15 protein-coding genes are annotated in these 18,560 nt (G+C 67.3%); 7 read left to right on the forward strand and 8 right to left on the reverse strand.

What is annotated here, in order from left to right; genetic code table 11:
• The first annotated feature begins 10 nt into the window (after nucleotides 1-10).
• From DFR34_RS06535 to DFR34_RS06545, 3 genes are all read left to right on the forward strand, one after another.
• Nucleotides 11-475 (forward strand): cyanophycin metabolism-associated DUF1854 family protein, encoded by a 465-nt coding sequence (locus DFR34_RS06535; protein WP_110390354.1) that lies wholly within the window; start codon nucleotides 11-13, stop codon nucleotides 473-475.
• Complete coding sequence (gene bioD / locus DFR34_RS06540; RefSeq protein WP_110390355.1) at nucleotides 472-1,098, forward strand: dethiobiotin synthase; 627 nt, start codon at nucleotides 472-474, stop codon at nucleotides 1,096-1,098. The genes DFR34_RS06535 and bioD overlap by 4 nt, the downstream gene beginning before the upstream one ends.
• 104 nt (nucleotides 1,099-1,202) lie before the next feature.
• Nucleotides 1,203-2,183, forward strand: a complete 981-nt coding sequence (locus DFR34_RS06545) for a class I SAM-dependent methyltransferase (RefSeq protein ID WP_110390356.1) — start codon at nucleotides 1,203-1,205, stop codon at nucleotides 2,181-2,183.
• Here the strand turns inward: DFR34_RS06545 and DFR34_RS06550 are convergent.
• The 6 genes from DFR34_RS06550 to DFR34_RS06570 form a co-directional block, all read right to left on the reverse strand.
• On the reverse strand, nucleotides 2,125-2,958 hold the full coding sequence (locus DFR34_RS06550) for a class I SAM-dependent methyltransferase (RefSeq protein WP_110390357.1): 834 nt from the start codon (nucleotides 2,956-2,958) through the stop codon (nucleotides 2,125-2,127). The genes DFR34_RS06545 and DFR34_RS06550 overlap by 59 nt on opposite strands.
• Nucleotides 2,955-8,165: a tetratricopeptide repeat protein gene (locus DFR34_RS06555; RefSeq protein WP_211309311.1), complete on the reverse strand. Its 5,211-nt coding sequence runs from the start codon at nucleotides 8,163-8,165 to the stop codon at nucleotides 2,955-2,957. Before DFR34_RS06555 ends, DFR34_RS06550 begins: the two co-directional genes overlap by 4 nt.
• 2 nt (nucleotides 8,166-8,167) lie before the next feature.
• Nucleotides 8,168-8,962, reverse strand: coding sequence for a class I SAM-dependent methyltransferase (locus tag DFR34_RS17335; protein WP_211309312.1), 795 nt, complete (start codon nucleotides 8,960-8,962; stop codon nucleotides 8,168-8,170).
• 49 nt (nucleotides 8,963-9,011) lie between these two features.
• The gene (locus DFR34_RS17340) at nucleotides 9,012-10,043 is read right to left on the reverse strand and encodes a glycosyltransferase (protein ID WP_211309313.1); all 1,032 of its coding nucleotides are present in this window, start codon (nucleotides 10,041-10,043) and stop codon (nucleotides 9,012-9,014) included.
• 54 nt (nucleotides 10,044-10,097) lie between these two features.
• Nucleotides 10,098-10,937, reverse strand: coding sequence for a FecR family protein (locus DFR34_RS06565; protein WP_110390358.1), 840 nt, complete (start codon nucleotides 10,935-10,937; stop codon nucleotides 10,098-10,100).
• 62 nt (nucleotides 10,938-10,999) lie between these two features.
• The gene (locus DFR34_RS06570; RefSeq protein ID WP_211309314.1) at nucleotides 11,000-12,331 is read right to left on the reverse strand and encodes a surface lipoprotein assembly modifier; all 1,332 of its coding nucleotides are present in this window, start codon (nucleotides 12,329-12,331) and stop codon (nucleotides 11,000-11,002) included.
• 538 nt (nucleotides 12,332-12,869) lie between these two features.
• Here DFR34_RS06570 and hisG point away from each other — a divergent pair.
• The 4 genes from hisG (at nucleotide 12,870) to DFR34_RS06590 (ending at nucleotide 16,803) form a co-directional block, all read left to right on the forward strand.
• Nucleotides 12,870-13,508: an ATP phosphoribosyltransferase gene (gene hisG / locus DFR34_RS06575; RefSeq protein ID WP_110390359.1), complete on the forward strand. Its 639-nt coding sequence runs from the start codon at nucleotides 12,870-12,872 to the stop codon at nucleotides 13,506-13,508.
• 27 nt (nucleotides 13,509-13,535) lie between these two features.
• Nucleotides 13,536-14,150 (forward strand): LysE family translocator, encoded by a 615-nt coding sequence (locus DFR34_RS06580; protein ID WP_110390360.1) that lies wholly within the window; start codon nucleotides 13,536-13,538, stop codon nucleotides 14,148-14,150.
• Nucleotides 14,151-14,190: 40 nt separating this feature from the next.
• On the forward strand, nucleotides 14,191-15,483 hold the full coding sequence (hisD, locus tag DFR34_RS06585) for a histidinol dehydrogenase (protein WP_110390449.1): 1,293 nt from the start codon (nucleotides 14,191-14,193) through the stop codon (nucleotides 15,481-15,483).
• 228 nt (nucleotides 15,484-15,711) lie between these two features.
• On the forward strand, nucleotides 15,712-16,803 hold the full coding sequence (locus tag DFR34_RS06590) for an aminotransferase class I/II-fold pyridoxal phosphate-dependent enzyme (RefSeq protein ID WP_110390361.1): 1,092 nt from the start codon (nucleotides 15,712-15,714) through the stop codon (nucleotides 16,801-16,803).
• 152 nt (nucleotides 16,804-16,955) lie between these two features.
• Here DFR34_RS06590 and DFR34_RS06595 read toward each other — a convergent pair whose 3' ends face one another.
• Both DFR34_RS06595 and DFR34_RS06600 read right to left on the reverse strand, forming a co-directional pair.
• Nucleotides 16,956-18,041, reverse strand: coding sequence for a protein-glutamate methylesterase/protein-glutamine glutaminase (locus DFR34_RS06595; protein WP_110390362.1), 1,086 nt, complete (start codon nucleotides 18,039-18,041; stop codon nucleotides 16,956-16,958).
• The gene (locus DFR34_RS06600; RefSeq protein ID WP_110390363.1) at nucleotides 18,038-18,553 is read right to left on the reverse strand and encodes a chemotaxis protein CheD; all 516 of its coding nucleotides are present in this window, start codon (nucleotides 18,551-18,553) and stop codon (nucleotides 18,038-18,040) included. The genes DFR34_RS06595 and DFR34_RS06600 overlap by 4 nt, the downstream gene beginning before the upstream one ends.
• Nucleotides 18,554-18,560: the final 7 nt, after the last annotated feature.

Consider the following 18,560-nt stretch of genomic DNA (forward strand, 5'->3'; position numbering starts at 1 on the left):
GGAGAAAGCAATGCACCTTGATTACACCCTTACCCGCAACGCCTTTGGCCAGCTGGAGCTGCGCCGGGGCGACGCGGTTTACCCCGGCGTCACCGCCGTGCGCGCCTTTCCGATTGGCGCGCCCGAGCATGGCTTGTCGCTGGTCAGCCCGGACGGCCACGAACTGGCGTGGATTCATCACCTCAGCGAGCTGCCGGCCGAAATGCGCGCCCTGATCGAAGCCGAGCTGGCCGGACGCGAGTTCATGCCCACCATTCGCCGCATTTGCTCGGTCAGCAGCTTTGCCACCCCCAGCACCTGGGAAGTGGACACCGACCGGGGCCCCACCCGCTTTGTGCTCAAGGGCGAGGACGACATCCGCCGCATGGCCGCGCCCGTGCTGCTGATCAGCGACAGCCACGGCATTCACTACCTGATTCGCAACCCCGCCGAGCTGGACAAAGCCAGCCGCAAGCTGCTGGACCGCTTTCTGTGAGCCGCGCCTATTTCATCACCGGCACTGACACCGAAATCGGCAAAACCCACAGCGCGGTGCGCTTGATCGAGCGCTGGCGCGGCGAGGGCCTGCGTGTGGCGGCGATGAAGCCGGTGGCGTCCGGCTGCACGCTGGGCGCCGATGGCGAGCTGGTCAACGACGACGTCGAGCGACTGATTGCCGCCAGCGGGCAAACCGACCGCAACGCGATGAACCCCTACCGCTTTGCCCCACCGATTTCCCCGCACCTGGCCGCCCGCCAAGCCGGGGTGAGCATTGATCTGGCGCTGCTGCGCCAGCGCTTTGCCGCCTTGCAGGCTGACGCCGACATCGTGGTGGTGGAAGGCGCCGGCGGCTGGTATGCGCCGCTGTCCGACACCCTGAGCATGGCCGACCTGGCGCGCGCGCTGGCGATTCCGGTGCTGCTGGTGGTGGGCGTGCGGCTGGGCTGCATCAACCACGCCCGGCTGAGCGCCGAGGCGATTCGCGCCAGCGGGCTGACCCTGGCCGGCTGGATTGCCAACCAGCCAGTGGCCGACGTCAGCTGTCGCGATGAGGTGATGGCCACGCTGACCGCCACCCTGGGCGCACCGCCCTGGCTGGATATTGCCTACCAGCAGTAAGCGCGGCCCACCACACCCGCCTGGCCCACGCCAGACGGGGGTTGCGAGCGCCGCTGTCTGCCCATGCTAGACTGGGCCTCTCTGAATTTTTTGTGATTTGTCCCATGTCACTTGTCTGCCCGCTGGGCACCATTGATCACGGTCTGGCCGACCAACTGGACATCACCTGGGGCGACCCGGATGCCTGGACTGCCGAAGGCTTGCACTGGACCCATCTGCCGCAGGTGCGCGCGGCGATTAACCGCAAGGTCAGCGGTGCGGCGGAGGTGTCGCCGCTACGCTGGTTTTTTCAGGCGGTTGCCGCCGAGCAGCCGCTGCCCTTGAACCGGGTGCTGGTGCTGGGATGCGGCAGCGGCACGCTGGAGCGGGAAATCGCCCAGGCCGGCTGGGCGCGCGAGATCGTGGCGATTGATTTGTCGGCCAAGGTGCTGGCGGTGGCACAGGCTCAGGCGCAGGCCGAGGGGCTGGAGGGCATCCGCTATTTTCAGGCCGACATGAACCGCCTGCCGGTGGGGCAGCCGCCGTTTACCCCCGGCAGTTTTGACGCAGTGCTGGGGGTGTCCAGCGTGCACCACTGCGCCAATCTGGCCCTGCTCTACCGCCATATCGGCCTGCTGCTGGCGCCCCATGGCTGGTTTTTTCTGGATGAATACGTCGGCCCAGACCAGTTTCAATGGCCAGACAGCCAGATTCGCCAGCTTAACCGCCTGGCCGAGCTGCTGCCCGAGCGGCTGATGACGCTGCGCAATGGCCGTTGCAAACGCCATTTTCGTCGGCCCAGCGTGGCCGAAGTGGTGGCGGTGGACCCCAGCGAGGCGATTTGCTCATCCCGCCTGTTGCCGCTGTTGCCAGACTACTTTAGCCAGGTGCAAGTGCGCCCATACGGCGGCGCCATCCTGCACATGCTGCTGGCCGGCGTGGCGCAGAATTTTGCCGATGCCACGGCCGAACCTTATTTGCGCAGCCTGATGGCCGCTGAGGACGAGCTGTATCGTGCCGGCCAGCTGCCCCACGACTTTGCCTGCGTCATGGCGCGTTCGCCAGCCAGCGCGCCAGCCACGCCGGGTTGTTTTCGCCCAGATTGAACAGCTGCTGCGGGTGCGCCACGGCGTGGGCGCTGGGCAGGCGGGCGTACACCCGGTGAATCAGGTTGCGCCGCTCGGCCAGCACGCGGGAATGCCGGTCCAGCCCGGTGATCACCGTCAGCCCGGTGGGCGCGGTGGGCAGGGTGGTCAGCCGCAAATCCGGGCGCAGGGCGCGCAGGCAGGGCAGCACTTTCCAGGCGTCGCCGCTGTAAAAGCCGGTGTGCCTGGCGCCGCCTGCGGTGGATTCGGTCAGCGGCAGGGTGTCGTGCAACAGCACCACCGCCCCTGGCGCGGCGTAATGTTCCAGCGCGATGAAATCATCCAGCACCTGTTCAAAGCGATGGTCGCCATCAATAAATGCCAGGTTAAACCCGCTTTCTGCCAGCTGCGTCTGCGCCGCGCCCGCAAAAAAATCGGCGCTGGTCTGGGTGAATAACTGCGCTGGCGCCTGGCAATGGCGCAGTGGATCGCCCACCGGGGCCGGGTCGATGGCCAGCACGCGGCTGCCCGGCTGCACCAGCGCCAGCGAATGGCCGGCTTCGACGCCGATTTCCACATACACCTGCGGTTGCAGATGCTGATGCAGCCAGGCCAGCCAGGCGCGATAGTCCGGCCCTGGCCAGCGCAGTTGCGCCAGCGCGGCATGCACGCCGGGCAGATTGGCCTCCCGCGCCAGCGCCTGACGCAGGCTGGCTTCGGCCTCACGGCGCTGGCCTTGGGCCAGCCAGCGGCGAGACTGGCGGAGGGCGGCGGTTTCCAGCTCATGTGGATTCATGCGTGCTCCTGCGTCGGCTCGCCCAGCAGCAGGCGGTGCACCTGGCGGGCAAAGTCGTCGGGGTGATAATCGGCTTCGCAGCGCGCCCAGGCGGCGGCCTGTTGTGCCTGCCAGTGGGCGTCGTCGTCCAGCAGGCGGGCAATGGCGCGGGCAAAGGCCTCGGCATCGCGTGCGCCCTGGATGTCCCGGCCATCCTGCCAGCCCAACTGGCGTTGCAGGATGGCCGAGGCCACCACCGGAATACCCTGGGCGGCGGCTTCGATCACTTTGACCGGCACGCCCCCGGCAAAGCGCACCGGGGCGATGAACACCCGGGCGCGGTCGTAGCAGGGGCGCAGGTCGGCTTGGGCGCCCAGCACGCGCACCTCGGCGCTGGCCAGGGCAGCAATGCGTGGCGAGCGACATTCGCCCACCACCTCCAGCACCGGCGCGCCGCCCGGTCGGGCGCGCAGCCGGGGCAGCACCTGCTCGACAAACCACAACAGGCCGTCTTCGTTGGGGGTGTCCGGGTGCAGGGCGCCGACAAATACCAGGCCGGCGCGCCGCTTCGGGCCGGGCACGCTGCGCCGCACTGGCATGGCGTGGCTGAGAATGCTCACCGGGTGGCCGCGCTCGCGGAAAGGCTGGGCGTCGCGCTGGGACACCACCACCACCTGGCTGAGGTCTTGCGCCAGCGCCAGCTCGGCGTCCAGCCGCGCCTGCGCCTGTGCCGGCGTCAGCGGCCGGCCCCTGACCGCCAGTTCACCGATTTCACGCAGGGCAAACAGCGCTTCCGAGTCATAAATCAGCCGTATGCCGGCAAACAGCTCTGGCCGACGGGCGCGCAGCGGCGCCAGCGCCTGCAAATTGGGTGGGCGGCTGATCCACAGCACGTCGTACAGACCGCGCCGACGTTCCAGAAACGCTTCCAGCCCGGCCATGCCCAGGCCCAGCATCACCTCGACCGTGTCGGGAATCGAGCCATGCACCTGTGCCCAGTCGTCGTCGAATGACCACAGCGGAAACAGCGTCACCGGCCAGTCTTGCAGGGCTTGCAGCATCAGCCGCGCCCGCGGCAGGCCGCCACCGCGCGCCATATGCGGCACTTCATTGTCGATGATCAGCACGCGCGGCAGGCGTGGGGTGTCGGCCGGGCTGCGCCAGCGGTCGTGATCCAGCGTCACCCGGCCCGGACGCGGCTGGCGGCTGAGCCAGTCGCCATGTTTGGCCAGAAAGCGCAGGCGGTTGTCGCGCATGCGCTGCTGGGCTTCCTGATTACCGGCACTGCCCCATTCCAGGTGTTCCACCACGATGTCCGGCGCATACACCACCCGAAAACCGGCCTGCCAGACGCGCAGGCAAAAATCGGTGTCTTCGTAATAAGCCGGCACAAAATCGCGGTCAAAGCCATCCAGCATGCGCCACAGCGGCAGCGGCACGGCCAGGTACACGCCCGAGCAATAATCGGCCGGGCGGCTGCACAGCGCCGCTGGCGAGAAGGGGTCTTCGCCGCGGCCAATGCCGGCGGTGGAGCCATCCTGAAAAATCACATTGCCGGCTTCTTGCAGGCCGCCAGACATCAGCACAATGCGTCCGCCCAGCGCGCCAATGGTGGGGTCGGCGTCCAGCCGCCGGCAGGTGGCGGCCAGCGCGCCCTGCTGGACGATGGCGTCGTTGTTCAGCAGCAACAGATGGCGGCCGCGCGCCAGGGCCGCGCCCTGATTGGCCGCCAGCACAAAGCCCAGGTTGTCGGCATTGCGCACGATGGTGGCGCCGTCCACCCGCGCCAGCAGGGCGTCGGTCTGGTCGCTGGAGGCGTTGTCGATGATCAGCGTTTCGAAGGTCACCCCGCGCTGGTCGGCCAGGGCTTGCAGGGTGCGCAGGCTCAGCCCGGCCTGGTTATACAAAATCACCACCACCGACAGCGCCGGGGTGTCCCCCGCCGGCACGCCGGGCAGCGACAGCCGGGTGTCGGCTTTGTCCAGCCAGGCGGCCAGCTCGCGGCGGGCGTGCTCGCGCACCGCCTGTTTGAGGTCGCCGCCAGTGGGCGCCGGGGCATGGCGGGCCAGATAGGCAGCGCAGTGTTGTTCGATTTGCCGGGCCACCCGCTGGCCATCCAGCAGTGGCGAGGCCTGCATGCGGGCACGCAGTTCGGTGCGAATCTGGCACAAGGCCGGCACATCGCTGGCCAGCGCCAGCGCGGCGGCAACAAACTCTGCTTCGCTGTCCGCTACCCAGTGCCCCAGCCCCAGCGGGCGCAGGATGGACGCCCCCTGGCGGGCGCCGGCCCAGTTGCCGCAGCGGCTAACCACCGGCACGCCCATCCATAGCGCATCCAGCAGGCTCAGCCCGCCATTGCCCGGAAAACTGTCCAGCACAATGTCCACCTGCTGGAACCAGGCCAGCCAGTCGCGGTAGTGGCTGGGTGGGTCGAATTCCACCCGGCTGGCGTCCACGCCGTGCGCGTGCAGTCGGGCGAGCAGGTCGGCGCGTTGTGGCCAATCCAGGCTGACTGCGCCAATCAGGCGCAGGCGCGCGCTGGGCAGGCCGCGCAGCACGCCGGCATAGGCGCGCAGGGTGTCGTCGTTCAGGCGCAGACCACGGGCGGTGACGCCAAACGTCACTCGCCCCTGGCTGGCGGCCGGCGGGGCGTGCACGGCCGGCGCCTGGGCCGGTGGCGTCCAGCACCATTGGCCGCCGTCCAGCGTCCAGATGGCTTCGGTGTAGTGCTGTTCGGCGCTTTCCGGCACGGCTTCGCGGTCGGTCAGCAGTACGTCAAACAGCCCGCCGGCGCTGCCCCAGCTGCCCAGCCAGGCCACTTGCACTGGCGCCAGCCGTTGCGCGTAGCGCTCCAGTAGGGCGTATTGCCCTTCAAACGGTTGCAGGCCGCCGGCATCAATCAGCACGTCGATCTGATTGGCGGCGCAGGCGCTGGCCAGTTCGGCCGGCTCCAGTGGCTGTTCGTGCACATGCGCCGGTAAATCACCCAGCGGCTGCTGGCTGTACACAAACACTTCGACTTGTGCGGGGTCGTGGCTGGCCAGCACCCGCTGTAACAAACGGCCGTGCGACTGGCTGGCCACATAAGCCAGCCGCAGCCGGCTGCCCGGCTGGCGGGGCCGACGTGTGGCCCAGCCGGTGGACAGGCCGTTGTGCAGTTTCAGCGCCCGCCAGGCATGGCGGGCCATCAGCGCCAGATGCGCCGGGCTGGCCTGGGCCGACAGGCTGTCTACATACAGGCAGGCCAGGGCCAGCCAGGGTTGTTCGGGAAACTCCTGCCGGGCTAGCTGGGCCAGTCGGGCCAGATAGGCGTGGCCGTGTTGGGTGACGGCGGTGTTCATGGCCTGCTGGCAACTGAGCCGCCATAGCGAGTGTGGCAGCATGGCGCACAGCGGCCGCGCGGCGTCTACCCCCAGCCCGCGCAAACGCACCAGTAGTGCTGCCACTTCGCCCTGCAGGCTGGGTTGCGCCAGCAGGCGGCGGCACAGCGCCAGGGCCTGGGTGTAGTAGGCGGGTTGGCTGTGGCCGCCTTCCACCAGCAGGCGCGCTTGCAGCAGCTGCGCCTGTGGCGACAGCGGTCCCAGCGCCTGCAAGGCGTCCAGGCAGGCCAGGCCGGCGGCAAACTGGCCGGCGCGCAGCCGCACCTGCGCCAGCTCCAGCCAGACCACCGGATCATTCGGGGCGTGTTCCTGCGCGCGCAAAAAAGCCAGTTCGGCGTGCCCCAAGCGCTGCTGCGCCACCAGAATCCAGCCCAGCTGGCGCAGGCTGTCCAGCCGGTCGGGCGCCAGTTGCAGGGCGGTGTCGATGGCGTCTTCGGCTTCGCGCAGGCGCTGTTGCCGGTAGCGCACCTGCGACAGCGCGCGCCAGGCTTCGGCCTGCGCGGGCGCTTGCGCCACTGCCCGCTCGGCATGGCGGCCGGCCTGGGCCAGGTCGCCCAGTGCGGCGTGCACAAAAGCTGCCTGGATATGGGTGTGGGTGTCGTCAGGCGCGCGGGCCTGCAGCTGGTGCACCATGGCCAGCGCCAGCGCGGCATCGTGTTGCTCCAGCGCCAGCCAGGCCAGCATGCGCATGGCTTCGGTGTGGCTCGGGTCGTGCCGCAGGGCGCGCTGTAGTGCGCACCGCGCCAGTGCCGGCCGGCCGCGTTGGCGCTGGATGAGTGCCAGCAGCCGCCAGTGTTCGGCATGCGCGGGCGTGGCGCGCAGTTGGCGCAGCAGCAGCCGGCGGGCCTGGTCGATCTCGCCCAGATCCAGCAACACCTGCGCCATCAGGGTGTAGGCGGGGAGGGCGTCGGGGCGGTGGTGCAGCACCTGTTGCAGCAGCCAGCGGGCGTCGGCCGGGCGACCGGCGCGTGCCTGGATTTGCGCGCGGCGAAACAGCGATTCGCTTTGGCTCAGGTCGCGTTGCTGCACCTGGGCAAAGCAGCGGTCGGCGGCCAACCAGTCGCCGGAATCCTGCAGAAACACCCCCAGCAGATGCCAATGGGCCACGCATTCGGGGTCGAGTTCGGTCAGCCGTCGGGCTGTGCGGATGGCCGCCAGCGCGTCGCCGCCGCGCCATTGCCCATGCGCCAGGGTGGTCAGCAGGCCGGGATCATCAGGAAAACGGCGCAGCCCGGCGTCCAGGGTGGCGTATGCGGCGGCGGTATGTGCCAACAGCAGTTGGCATTCGGCCAGTTGCAGGTGCAGTTGGCCTTGTTCGGCGGCGTGGGGCGGGTAGGCGGCGATGGCGTGCTGATAGTGCTCGGCGGCAGCGGCAAGCTGGCCGGTTTGTTGCAGCAGCCAGCCGGTTTGCAGCAGGCGCGGGCCGTTGCGTTCGCCGGCCAGCGCATGGCAGGCCCAGTACAGGGCTTCGTCCAGCTCTCCCTGGTCGTGCAGTGCCCAGGCCAGCCGGAAGGCCGCGTCGTGCTGGCCGGGGTCCAGCGTGCAGGCCCAGCGCAGGCTGTCGATGGCGGCTTCGCGCTGGCCCAACTGCTGTTCCAGCAGGCCAAGGCAGCGGTGCAGGGCGGCCACATGCGGCCATTGCTGGGCGGCGGGCCACAGCAGGGCGTGGGCGGCGTCGTACTGGCCGCTGTGCAGCAGGATTTCACCCAGCGCCAGGGTGGCTTCCGGGCGGTGCGGGGCGCAGGCGTAGGCGTGCTGGGCCAGGCTGAGCGCCTGTTCGGCGTCGCCCAGCGCCAGCTGTTGCCTGGCCTGGGTCAGCAAGGTGTCGATCAGGGTGGTTTCGGGCATGTTCAGCGCGGACGGTGGGTCGAAGTGGCCTGCGACTCGGGGCGTTCGCACACCACGGTGAACAGGGTGACTTCGCGGTTTTCGGCAGGTTGACGCTGGGTGTGCAGGCTGACGCGCGCCTCGGTAAAGCCCAGAATGCCCAGCGCCGAGATAAAGAACTGCGGGGTGAAATGCCACCAGGTGTGCACCTGTTTCATGCCCTGATGCGGCAGTAGCATGCACACCGGCCCCTCGCCCAGGGTGGGGTTCCAGATTTCGGTGATGATCATCGTGCGCTCGCTGCGCCGCGCCACGCTTTCCAGCAGGTCGAATGGCCGGCGGCAGTGCAGCAGCACCGAGGCCAGCAGGCCGACGTCAAACTGGCCGGCAGCGGCCGGAATGGCGTAGGGGTCGGTTTCCAGCAGGCGCACGCGCGACTGTTTCTGGTGATGGACATACCAGAACGAGTTGCGCACTTTCTGGATTTCGGCGGTGAACTCTTGCCGCCAGTGCTCCAGATCGTAGTCGGCAAACGGCACGGCATCCCACAGATAGGACAGCGGTGGCTCTACGCAAGTCACCTGGGCGCCCTGGTTTTCCATGTGAAACGACAAAAATCCGCTGGCCGGGCCAACTTCCAGCACCGAGCGCTGGTTCAGCGCCACGCCGCCCAGGTATTGATCGGCATGTTGGCGCAAATCCCATTGGCCGATGATCTCGCCTTCGGGCAGGTCGAACGAGTGGTAAAAACTGCAATCCTGCCGCTGGGGGCGGGGGTAGTGGGCAAACAGCGAGTCGGTGAGCGGGTGGGCCGGCATGTGTTGAAGTCCTTGTGGCTGGCGAGCCAGCCGTGGGCAATGAATGAAATCAGGCGTCTGTGCGGTGGGCAGCGGCGTGGATGGCCAGCTCGCCCAGCAACTGGCCCACCATCAGCGGGGTGGCGGCCACATGGCGCATGGCCTGTTCGCGGCCGGCGGCGCCGGCTGCTTCTGGTTGGGCATACAGGTGGCGCAAGGCTTGCGCCCAGTCGGCAATCGGCGCGTGAGCTTCCAGGGTGAGGCCACCCTGGCCCACCAGCGCCGGCAAAGCACCCCGGTGGCTGGCCAGCACCGGCAGGCCGTTGAGCTGGGCTTCGATGACGGTGCGGCCGAAGGATTCTTCCCAGATCGACGGCATCAGCAGCACACGAGCCTGAGCGTAGGCCTGGCGCATGTCCAGCGTTGGCGCTTGCCAGCGGACATTGCCCAGCGCACGGGCGCGCTGCTGGCAGTGCTCGCGCCAGGCCGGGGCGAGGTTCCAGCTTTCGTACACCAAAAACGGCAGTTCCGGGCAGGCGGCGGCCAGGGCAAACAGGATTTCCACGCCCTTGATCGGCGTGGGATTGACAAATAACACCTGCTCGCCCGTCTGTGCCACCAGGTAGCGCTCGGCGTCGATAATCGGCGGAATCACGCAGCAGTCGATGCCGCACAACGCGCGCCAGCGCTTGGCGGTAAAAGCAGAATTGGCAAAATACCGCAGCGAGGGATCTGGCGTCAGCGTGCCGGCCAGCTGGTGGGTTTCCACATTGTGCAGATACACCGCCGTGGGCAGGCCAGTGGCCAGACTGCGCACCACCATCGGCAGCAGGCTGGTGCCGGTTTGTACCACGATGGCGCTGGCCTGCCAGCGGTCGGCCACCTCGGCCAGTGCGTGCTCCGGCTGCGTGGCGCGCCATACCGGGTAGCCCAGTGTGCGGTCTTCTTGCCAGGCATCTGGCCCACTGGCTTGCCGGCCACACAGCACGCCCGCCGCTGCGCCCATGGCCTGGATGGCCAGGCACAGGTCATGGGTGGTGGTTTGCAGACCGCCGTGGATATCGGGCAAGTGGGGATAGTTAGAGACAAAAAGCACGCGCATGCAGGCCTGCCTGGCGGAAAAACGCCACGAGCGGGGCGTGCGCCCCGCCTGCGGTCAGGATTGAATCGTGCTGGCGCCGGTGGTCAGCAGGTTGTTCAGCGTCAGCGTGGGGTTGGCTTGCTGGGTATTGTCGGTATTGACCGCCACCCGGTCTGGCGCCAGTTGCTGGTTGGGCAGGCTCGTCTGGCCGGGCCGGTCGCTGGTGCTGATCAACTGCGGCGACGGCGTGCTCGGTGTGGAGGGCGTGCCGGCTGGTGTGCGGGTTTGCTCCAGCTGAGAGAGCTGGGTGGTCAGTTGCTGCGGCGACATCCGGGTGGGCGCGGATGGGCCGTCTTGACCGCTGTTCACCGAAAAGCCCGGCCGGGTGACGGTTGTGCTGTTGCCGCCCGGATTGCTGACCCGCATTTGCTGGCCAAACAGAAAGGTGGATTGGGTGGCGTTTGGCGTCACCGACACCAGACTGATGCCGCCCTGGATTTCTACCGTGGCAAAGGGCGTGGTGATGACGGCTGCGTTGTTTTTGCTGATGTAGCCCCCCACTACGCGCAAGGAGCCCTTGCTCAGCCCCAGGCGAATCTGCCCCTGCCGGCTGTCGGCATCGTAGCGAAATTCTTCGATGGTCAGCTCGGAGTTTGGGCCGAGCGTCAGCGCGGACTGATCCAGAAACAGCACATGCAGCGGGCCATCGCTACCGGTTTGCAGGCGCTGGCCGGGGGTGATGTTGCTGCCGACATGCAAGGTGTCAGGTTTGTCGGCGGCGGCGGCCGGCAGCGCCGTCACCACGCCTACCGGCTGGGTGATTTGTGCGGCCTGGGCCACGCCCACCGGCAGGGCTGTGCTGGTGGTCAAGGCGGCGGCGAGCCACCAGTCACGGTAAAAGGGTGGTGGGCTCATGGCAGGCTCCTTGGGCGATCGGCGCCAGGTTGGGTCAGGTCAGGATGCATGGTGCGTATCCATCAAAAACGGTAGGCCAGCGCACCCATCAGCGAGGTGTTTCTGGCTTGGTAATTGGGCAGGTTGGAGTGCGTGTGGACATGTTCCACTTGCAGCAGCATCGACCAGTTGCCAGTCAGCGGCACCGATTGGCTGAGGCCAATTCGCCAGTCGGTGTCCTTGCGCGTCTGGCTGGCGGTGATGCTGGGGTCTGCTGCGCCGTAGCGGCGCTGGGCGGCGCCCGCCCACGCGGCGGTGCTCCAGTAGCCACCGGCCACGCCGGTCAGCGGGCTGGGGTAGCTGGTGGAGTAGGTCAGCCGCAGTTCTTCACCTTGGTAATCATAGTAGGCGCGGCCGGTCTGGTGCTGGCGCAGGCCCAGCTCGGCGCTCAGCAGGTGGCCGGGGGCCAGCTCCCGGCTCAGTTGCAGGCGCAGATTGTGGTCCGGGCCACCCAGTTGCTCGGCGGCAGGCAGATCTACCCGATTGCTGTAGTGGTAATGGCGGTATTCGTAGTTGGCGCTGGCCAGGGTTTTTTCGTTGAACTGGTATTCCGCTTCCAGGCCCAGGCCACGGTTGTTCAGATAGCGATGTCCCTGCGCGGCCAGCTCGGCCAGAATCAGATACGGGCGCAGGCGCAGGCCGGGCAGGTCGATGGGGGCGGGTTTGAAGCGCAGGCCGGTGGTCAGCTCGCCCCAGGCCAGGTCGTAGGGGTTTTCCTGGTTGGCGCGCAAGGTGCGGCCGCTGGACGACTGATAATCGGTCACCTGCGCCACCAGCGAGTTGACCACGGACGCTTCGTTCTGCCAGCCCAGGTCGTAGCGGTGATCCAGCCGGGCGGTCAGCTGGATGTCGGTGTCGGATTTGGGCTTGTAGGCGTCGGCCAACGGGGTGAGCGCGCCAGCGGCAAATACCCGGTCGGCGTCGCTGCGGGCGCTGGGGTTGCTTTGCCGGCGCACGCCGATCATCAGCATGCCGCGCAGTTGCGAGGGCTGGTTGCGTGCACTGACATCGCGCAACAGGGTTTGCGCCAGCGTGCGCGGCTCGCCTTCCAGCCGGGTGTCGTCCAGTGCCTGACGCAACAGGCTTTCTGCCATTTCATACGACCCCAGCCGGTAGTACAGCACCGCCAGCTCCACGCGGATGGTCGGTTGCGGGTTGGGGCTCAGCAGCAGGCGCTCCAGCGCGGCCACGCCACCTTCGTAGTTGCCGGCGGCCACCAGCAGGCGGGCGTATTTCAGCCCGGCATCCAGGCTGGCCGGGGTTTTCAGCACCTGGCGAAAAGCTTCGTCTACCTGACGATCCAGCGCCGGCAGGCCGGCGGGCTCTTGGGCCAGGGCGCTGGTGCTGCCACACAACAGGGCAGCGCCGAGGGCCCAGTGTCCTGGACGGGAACGCAGTCGCTTGGGCAAATGGGCCAATTGGCAGCTCCTTGCAGTGAGTGCAACGTATGATTGAAAGCCGGATTATACCGGGCCGAGCGTGAAACGACATGCCCCGGCCAAGGGACTGTGCATGGCAGTGTCGGGCCGGTCAGGAGATCATGCCGTGGCGAATGACGGGCGGACAAACCTTCACTCTTGGCGGTGCTGTGCTGAGGTGTGTGCCATTCACTGAAGTGTGGCATATCCTGCTGTGGCCCGAAAGAAGCGGCAATGAATTTTTGTCATTCGACAAAAAATGGCTAAGTGCTTGAGAAAATGCCAGGTTTTTTGTCGAGGAAAAGCCATTCTGACAAAAATCAGAATTTTGTCATGCGTTGGCCGGGTGCTGTCTTTATCTGTCTGTAGGTTGGATCATCTCTGGCCGCCTGGCTTTGCCTGCCGCCGCACCGGCCTGTCCATTTGCGCCTGATCCCGTTAAAATCAGTCTTTTGCTTCAGACGGCCTTGCCCGCATGCTGACCATTGCCCTTTCCAAGGGGCGGATTTTCGATGAGACCCTGCCGTTGCTGGCAGCGGCGAACATCATCCCCGCCGAAGACCCGGAATCCTCCCGCAAGCTGATTCTGGCCACCAACCACCCGGATGTGCGCCTGGTGATCGTGCGCGCTACCGACGTGCCCACCTATGTGCAGCATGGCGCAGCCGACCTGGGCATTGCCGGGCGCGACGTGCTGATCGAGCACGGCGGCGCCGGCCTGTATCAGCCGCTGGATCTCAACATCGCCTGCTGCAAGATGATGGTGGCCGCGCCCAATGGCTTTGACTACGCCGCCGCCGTGCAGCATGGCGCGCGCCTGTCGGTGGCCACCAAATACCCCAACATCGCCCGTGAACACTTTGCCGCCAAAGGTGTCCATGTCGATGTGATCAAGTTGTACGGCTCGATGGAGCTGGCCCCGCTGGTCGGCCTGGCCGACGCCATTGTCGATCTGGTGTCCACCGGCGGCACGCTGAAAGCCAACAACCTGACCCCGGTGGAGCATATTCTGGATATCAGCTCGCAGCTGATCGTCAACCAGGCGGCGCTCAAGCTCAAGCACGCCGCCATCCGCCCGGTGATCGACGCCTTCGCCGCCACGGTCAAGCGCTGAGTCACCCGGCCAGCCAGGAGCGCGCGCATGTGGGAAACCGTCCTCACCATCACGGTGATCGCCACCCTGGCGATGATCAGCCCCGGCCCGGATTTTGTGCTGGTGGTCAAAAACGCCGCGCGCTACTCGCGCCGCGCCGCGTTGGCCACCACGGTGGGCATCAATCTGGGCATTGCCGTGCACATGAGCTATTGCATCCTGGGCCTGGCGCTGATCATTGCGCAGACGCCCTGGCTGTTTGGCCTGCTCAAGTATGCCGGCGCCGGGTATCTGATCTGGATTGGTGTGCAGGCGCTGTTCAGCCGTGGCGGCCTGGCCGCTGCCACCGCGCCTGGCGGGGCCGAGCGCGCCAGCGTGCGTCGCGCCTTTCTGGAAGGGCTGCTGTGCAATCTGCTCAACCCCAAGGCCACGCTGTTTTTCTTTAGTGTGTTCACCCAATTGCTGCGCCCGGACTCCACCCTCACCGAAAAAGCGCTGATTGGCCTGGTGATTTTCCTGCTTGGCGTCATCTACTGGCCATGTGTGGCGCTGGCGGTGCAACATCCGCGCGTGATGGCGCTGCTGCACCGTGCGCAACGCCGCATCGACCGCCTGCTGGGCGGCGTGCTGGTGGCGCTGGGCGTCAAGGTGGCGCTGTCCTGAAGCGCCCGGATTTCATTTTTTGCAGGATGCCTGACTCATGATGCACATGCTTGATTCCCGTCAGCCGGGCTTTGACGCCGCGCTGCGCCAGCTGCTGGCCTTTGAAACCGCCCAAGACCCGGCGGTGGACGCCGCCGTCGCCGACATCATCGCCAGCGTGCAAAGCCGGGGCGACGCCGCGCTGATCGACTACACCGCCCGCTTTGACCGCCTGAGCGTCACCGACGCCAGCCAGCTGGAGCTCAGCCAGGCTGAACTCGACGCCGCGCTGCACCGCCTGCCCGCCGACACCCGCGCCGCGCTGGAAGCCGCCGCCGAGCGCGTGCGCCGCTACCACGAGCGCCAGCTGATGCAATCGTGGAGCTATGTCGAAGAAGACGGCACCCGGCTGGGCCAGCAAGTCACCGCGCTGGACCGCGTGGGCATTTATGTGCCCGGCGGCAAGGCGGCTTACCCGTCGTCAGTGCTGATGAACGCCATCCCGGCCAAGGTGGCTGGCGTGGGCGAAATCATCATGGTCGTCCCGACCCCTGGCGGCGAGCGCAACGACATCGTGCTGGCCGCCGCGCGCATTGCCGGCGTGGATCGCGTGTTCACCGTCGGCGGCGCCCAGGCGGTGGCGGCGCTGGCCTACGGCACGCAAACCATCCCGGCGGTAGACAAAATCACCGGCCCCGGCAATGCCTACGTGGCTGCCGCCAAGCGCCGGGTGTTTGGCGTGGTCGGCATTGATATGGTGGCCGGCCCGTCGGAAATCCTGGTGATCTGCGACGGCCAGACCGACCCGGACTGGATCGCCATGGACTTGTTCAGCCAGGCCGAGCACGACGAAATCGCCCAGGCCATCCTGCTGTGCCCGGACGCCGAGTTCATCGCCCGCGTGCGCGCCAGCATCGAGCGCCTGCTGCCCGAGATGCCGCGCCAGGACATCATCCGCGCCTCGCTGTCCGGCCGTGGCGCGCTGATTCAGGTGGCCGACCTGGATGAAGCCTGCCAGATCGCCAATTACATCGCCCCGGAACACCTGGAATTGTCCGTCGCCGAGCCGGCCGCCTGGCTGCCCAAGCTCAAGCACGCTGGCGCCATCTTCATGGGCCGCTTCGCCTCGGAAAGCCTGGGCGACTACTGCGCCGGCCCCAACCACGTGCTGCCCACCAGCCGCACTGCCCGCTTTGCCAGCCCGCTGGGCGTGTACGACTTCCAGAAGCGCACCAGCCTGATTGAAGTCTCTGCGGTGGGCGCGCAAACGCTGGGCCGCATCGCCAGCACCCTGGCCCACGGCGAAGGCCTGACCGCGCACGCGCGCAGCGCCGAATTCCGCCTGCAAGACTGAGCGGGCCCCACGGGCTTGTTCTCTCACGCCGCCGCGCTTTCCGGTCTGGAAGGCGCGGCGGCCTTGTTTTGTGCATGGTGGGCTGAACAATTTTTGCCTGCCCTTGTGGCGGCGCGTGCCGCTGACAGCAAGCGCCCTCGCCCGGCATAAGCTCAGCACATTCCGGACATGCGCGCCGTCCCCGGCTGGGCGATACTGGCGGCTCAGCCGTTTTTCAGGAGCCGCCTCATGCCTCGTTACGCCCGCCATCTGGCCGAGCACACCATCGTCAACCCGTTTCCCGGCATCGTGAAGCTGGAGCGCCGGCTGGGCCACGCCGTGCCGGTGCGCATTGGCTCCAACGAAGGCCTGGCTGAGCCGCGTTCGCCGCTGGAGGCCGCTTTTGGCCCGGCGCTGGCCGAGCTGGCGCGGCTCTACCCCGACCCCTACGCGCTGGCTTTGCGCGAGCGGCTGGCGGCGTTGAATCACTGCCAGCCGGAAGAAATCATCGTCGATGCCGGCGCCGACAGCCTGATCCTGCTGGCGCTGCGCCTGTGCGTGAACCCCGGCGACACCGTGGTGTGCACCGCCGGCAGCTACCCGACCTTTCGCTATTTTGCCGAGGGCGTCGGCGCGCAGCTGCGGGAAGTCCCCTACCAGGCGCATGCCGGCGGCCTGCGCCCGGACTGGCAATCGCTGGTGGAGGCGGCCAATGCCGAACAGGCGGCGCTGCTCTACCTGGCCAACCCGGACAACCCCACCGGCCATCTGTGGCCGGGCGAGGTGGTGGCCCAGTTGCGCGCCGCGCTGAACCCGGACACCTTGCTGTTGCTGGACGAGGCTTATCTGGATTTTGCCGAACCCACCGAGCGTCCGGCCGATGGCCCGCTGCCCGGCGTGCTGCGCCTGCGCACCTTGTCCAAGGCCTATGCGCTGGCCGGCGCGCGGGTGGGCTACGCCTTGGCTGACGTGGCGCTGATCGACAAGGCCGACCAGATTCGCCCGCAATTTACCGTGTCCAGCTGGGCGCAGGCAGCGGCGCACACCGTGCTGGCCGACCCGGACTACGCCCCGGCCCTGCGCGCCCACACCCTGGCGCTGCGCCAGGCGCTGGCCGAGGCCTTGCGCGCGCGCGGCCGGCAACCGTTTGCCTCGGCGACCAATTTTGTCTGTGTGGCCTGCGCCGACCGCGCCGAAGCCGAGGGCATTCAGACGCGCCTGCTGGCGGCGGGCGTGGCGCTGCACCGGCCGCCGCACCCGGCGGTGGGGCATTTGCTGCGCATCACCGCCCACCCGGCGGCCTTGTCGGAAGACGTGCTGGCGGTGTTGCAAAAACCATAAGCCTGACGCCGTCGTCTTGCCGGCGCGCTCTGCTCAGGCCAAGTGGATGGATGGCTGCATCCGTGTGATTGTGCTGTGCCGGGCATAAAAAAAGCGCTGGTCCCAAAACGGGAAGCCAGCGCAAGCACGGTAGAGTGAAGCAAAACGGTCGGTCAACTGCGGGTAAAGCGGCCGATCCCTTCGGCCATGCGCGTCAGCGGCAGCACTTCCGCCGCGCCACCCAGGCGGATGGCCTCTTTGGGCATGCCGAACACCACACAGGTGGATTCGTCTTCGGCCAGGGTGTGCGCGCCAGCGTCGCGCATTTCTTTCAGGCCGCGCGCGCCATCGTCGCCCATGCCGGTCATGATGATGCCCAGCGCATTGTGGCCGGCGCATTTGGCCACCGAGCGGAACAGCACATCCACCGAGGGCTTGTGGCGGTTGACCAGCGGGCCATCGACCACGTCCACCACGTATTGCGCGCCATTGCGCTTGACCATCATATGCTTGCCGCCCGGAGCAATCAGCGCCAGGCCGGGCAGCACGCGGTCGCCGCTGCGCGCCTCGCGCACTTCTATCTTGCACAGGCTGTTCAGCCGCTGAGCGAACATGGCGGTGAATTTTTCTGGCATGTGCTGCACCACCACCACGCCGGGGGTGTCCACCGGCAGCGCGGTGAGCACCGCTTCCAGCGCCTGGGTGCCGCCGGTGGAGGTGCCAATCGCCACCAGCCGGTCGGTGGTGCGGCCCAGCGGGGCCGAGGCGTTGTGGGCCGCAGGCAGGATCACGTCAGCCGACAGGCTGGGCGAGGGCGACAGATTGGCCACCGCCGCGCTGGCGCGGCGATTGGGGCGCGAATGGGCAGCGGCTTTCACTGCCTGGATGATGTCATTCGAGGCGTTATCCAGAAACGACTTCAGCCCGACCTTGGGTTTGGTGATGATGCTCACCGCGCCGGCCGCCAGCGCATCCAGCGCCACTTGCGCGCCTTTTTCCGCCAGGGACGAGCAAATCACCACCGGCGTGGGGCGTTCGGCCATGATGCGGCGCAAAAAGGTCAGCCCGTCCATGCGCGGCATTTCCAGGTCGAGCACAATGACGTCCGGCCAGTTTGTTTTCATTTTTTCCAGCGCGAATACTGGGTCCAGCGCGGCACCGATCACTTCGATGCCAGGGTCGCTGGACAAGGTTTGGGTGACGACTTGGCGCACCACGGCGGAATCATCCACCACCAGCACCCGGATTTTGCGGCTCATGACAATGCGTCTCCCAATGAGGCGTAGCGGTCGGGGCGCGCCAGCCAGACGTCGCCGCTCCAGAGTTCAAACACCAGTTTACGATGGGCGTTGCCGCCCACATGCTCGGCCATCAGGCTGATGCCGGCCTGGGCCAGCAGCTGGCGGCCCATGTCGATATTGCGCCGGCCGATGTCCATCACCCCGCCGATGGCGGTTTCGAACATATTGCCGCCGCCAAACAGCTTGGCCTGAAACTGCGCGGCCGGTGCGCCGGTTTCGCGGATACGCGCCAGCAGCCATTCCATCGCTTCATCGCCATAGCGCCCGCACAGCGCCGCCTGTGGCGGGCGCTGGCGGCTGGGCAGCATGTAGTGACACATCCCACCCACCAGCAAGCGCGGATGCCAGACCGTAATCGACACGCACGAGCCCAGCAGGGTGGCGATGCGGGTGGGGCCGCCGCCAAAGTAGAACTCGCCGGGGTGCAGGAAGACGGTGCGGGGGTCGGTGCTGGCAAAAAGGTCAGGCATAGCGCAT

The sequence above is a fragment of the Rivihabitans pingtungensis genome (assembly GCF_003201855.1).
GTDB classification, from domain to species: domain Bacteria; phylum Pseudomonadota; class Gammaproteobacteria; order Burkholderiales; family Aquaspirillaceae; genus Rivihabitans; species Rivihabitans pingtungensis.

What these genes read in the sequence shown, in the direction of transcription:
- hisG (WP_110390359.1), top strand. Translation starts at nt 12,870, where the DNA reads ATGCTGACCATTGCCCTTTCCAAGGGGCGGATTTTCGATGAGACCCTG.
- DFR34_RS06545 (WP_110390356.1), top strand. Translation starts at nt 1,203, where the DNA reads ATGTCACTTGTCTGCCCGCTGGGCACCATTGATCACGGTCTGGCCGAC.
- DFR34_RS06580 (WP_110390360.1), top strand. Translation starts at nt 13,536, where the DNA reads ATGTGGGAAACCGTCCTCACCATCACGGTGATCGCCACCCTGGCGATG.
- DFR34_RS06535 (WP_110390354.1), top strand. Translation starts at nt 11, where the DNA reads ATGCACCTTGATTACACCCTTACCCGCAACGCCTTTGGCCAGCTGGAG.
- hisD (WP_110390449.1), top strand. Translation starts at nt 14,191, where the DNA reads ATGCACATGCTTGATTCCCGTCAGCCGGGCTTTGACGCCGCGCTGCGC.
- DFR34_RS06555 (WP_211309311.1), bottom strand. Translation starts at nt 8,165, where the DNA reads ATGCCCGAAACCACCCTGATCGACACCTTGCTGACCCAGGCCAGGCAA.
- DFR34_RS06550 (WP_110390357.1), bottom strand. Translation starts at nt 2,958, where the DNA reads ATGAATCCACATGAGCTGGAAACCGCCGCCCTCCGCCAGTCTCGCCGC.
- DFR34_RS06600 (WP_110390363.1), bottom strand. Translation starts at nt 18,553, where the DNA reads ATGCCTGACCTTTTTGCCAGCACCGACCCCCGCACCGTCTTCCTGCAC.
- DFR34_RS06565 (WP_110390358.1), bottom strand. Translation starts at nt 10,937, where the DNA reads ATGAGCCCACCACCCTTTTACCGTGACTGGTGGCTCGCCGCCGCCTTG.
- DFR34_RS17335 (WP_211309312.1), bottom strand. Translation starts at nt 8,962, where the DNA reads ATGCCGGCCCACCCGCTCACCGACTCGCTGTTTGCCCACTACCCCCGC.
- DFR34_RS06595 (WP_110390362.1), bottom strand. Translation starts at nt 18,041, where the DNA reads ATGAGCCGCAAAATCCGGGTGCTGGTGGTGGATGATTCCGCCGTGGTG.
- DFR34_RS06590 (WP_110390361.1), top strand. Translation starts at nt 15,712, where the DNA reads ATGCCTCGTTACGCCCGCCATCTGGCCGAGCACACCATCGTCAACCCG.
- DFR34_RS17340 (WP_211309313.1), bottom strand. Translation starts at nt 10,043, where the DNA reads ATGCGCGTGCTTTTTGTCTCTAACTATCCCCACTTGCCCGATATCCAC.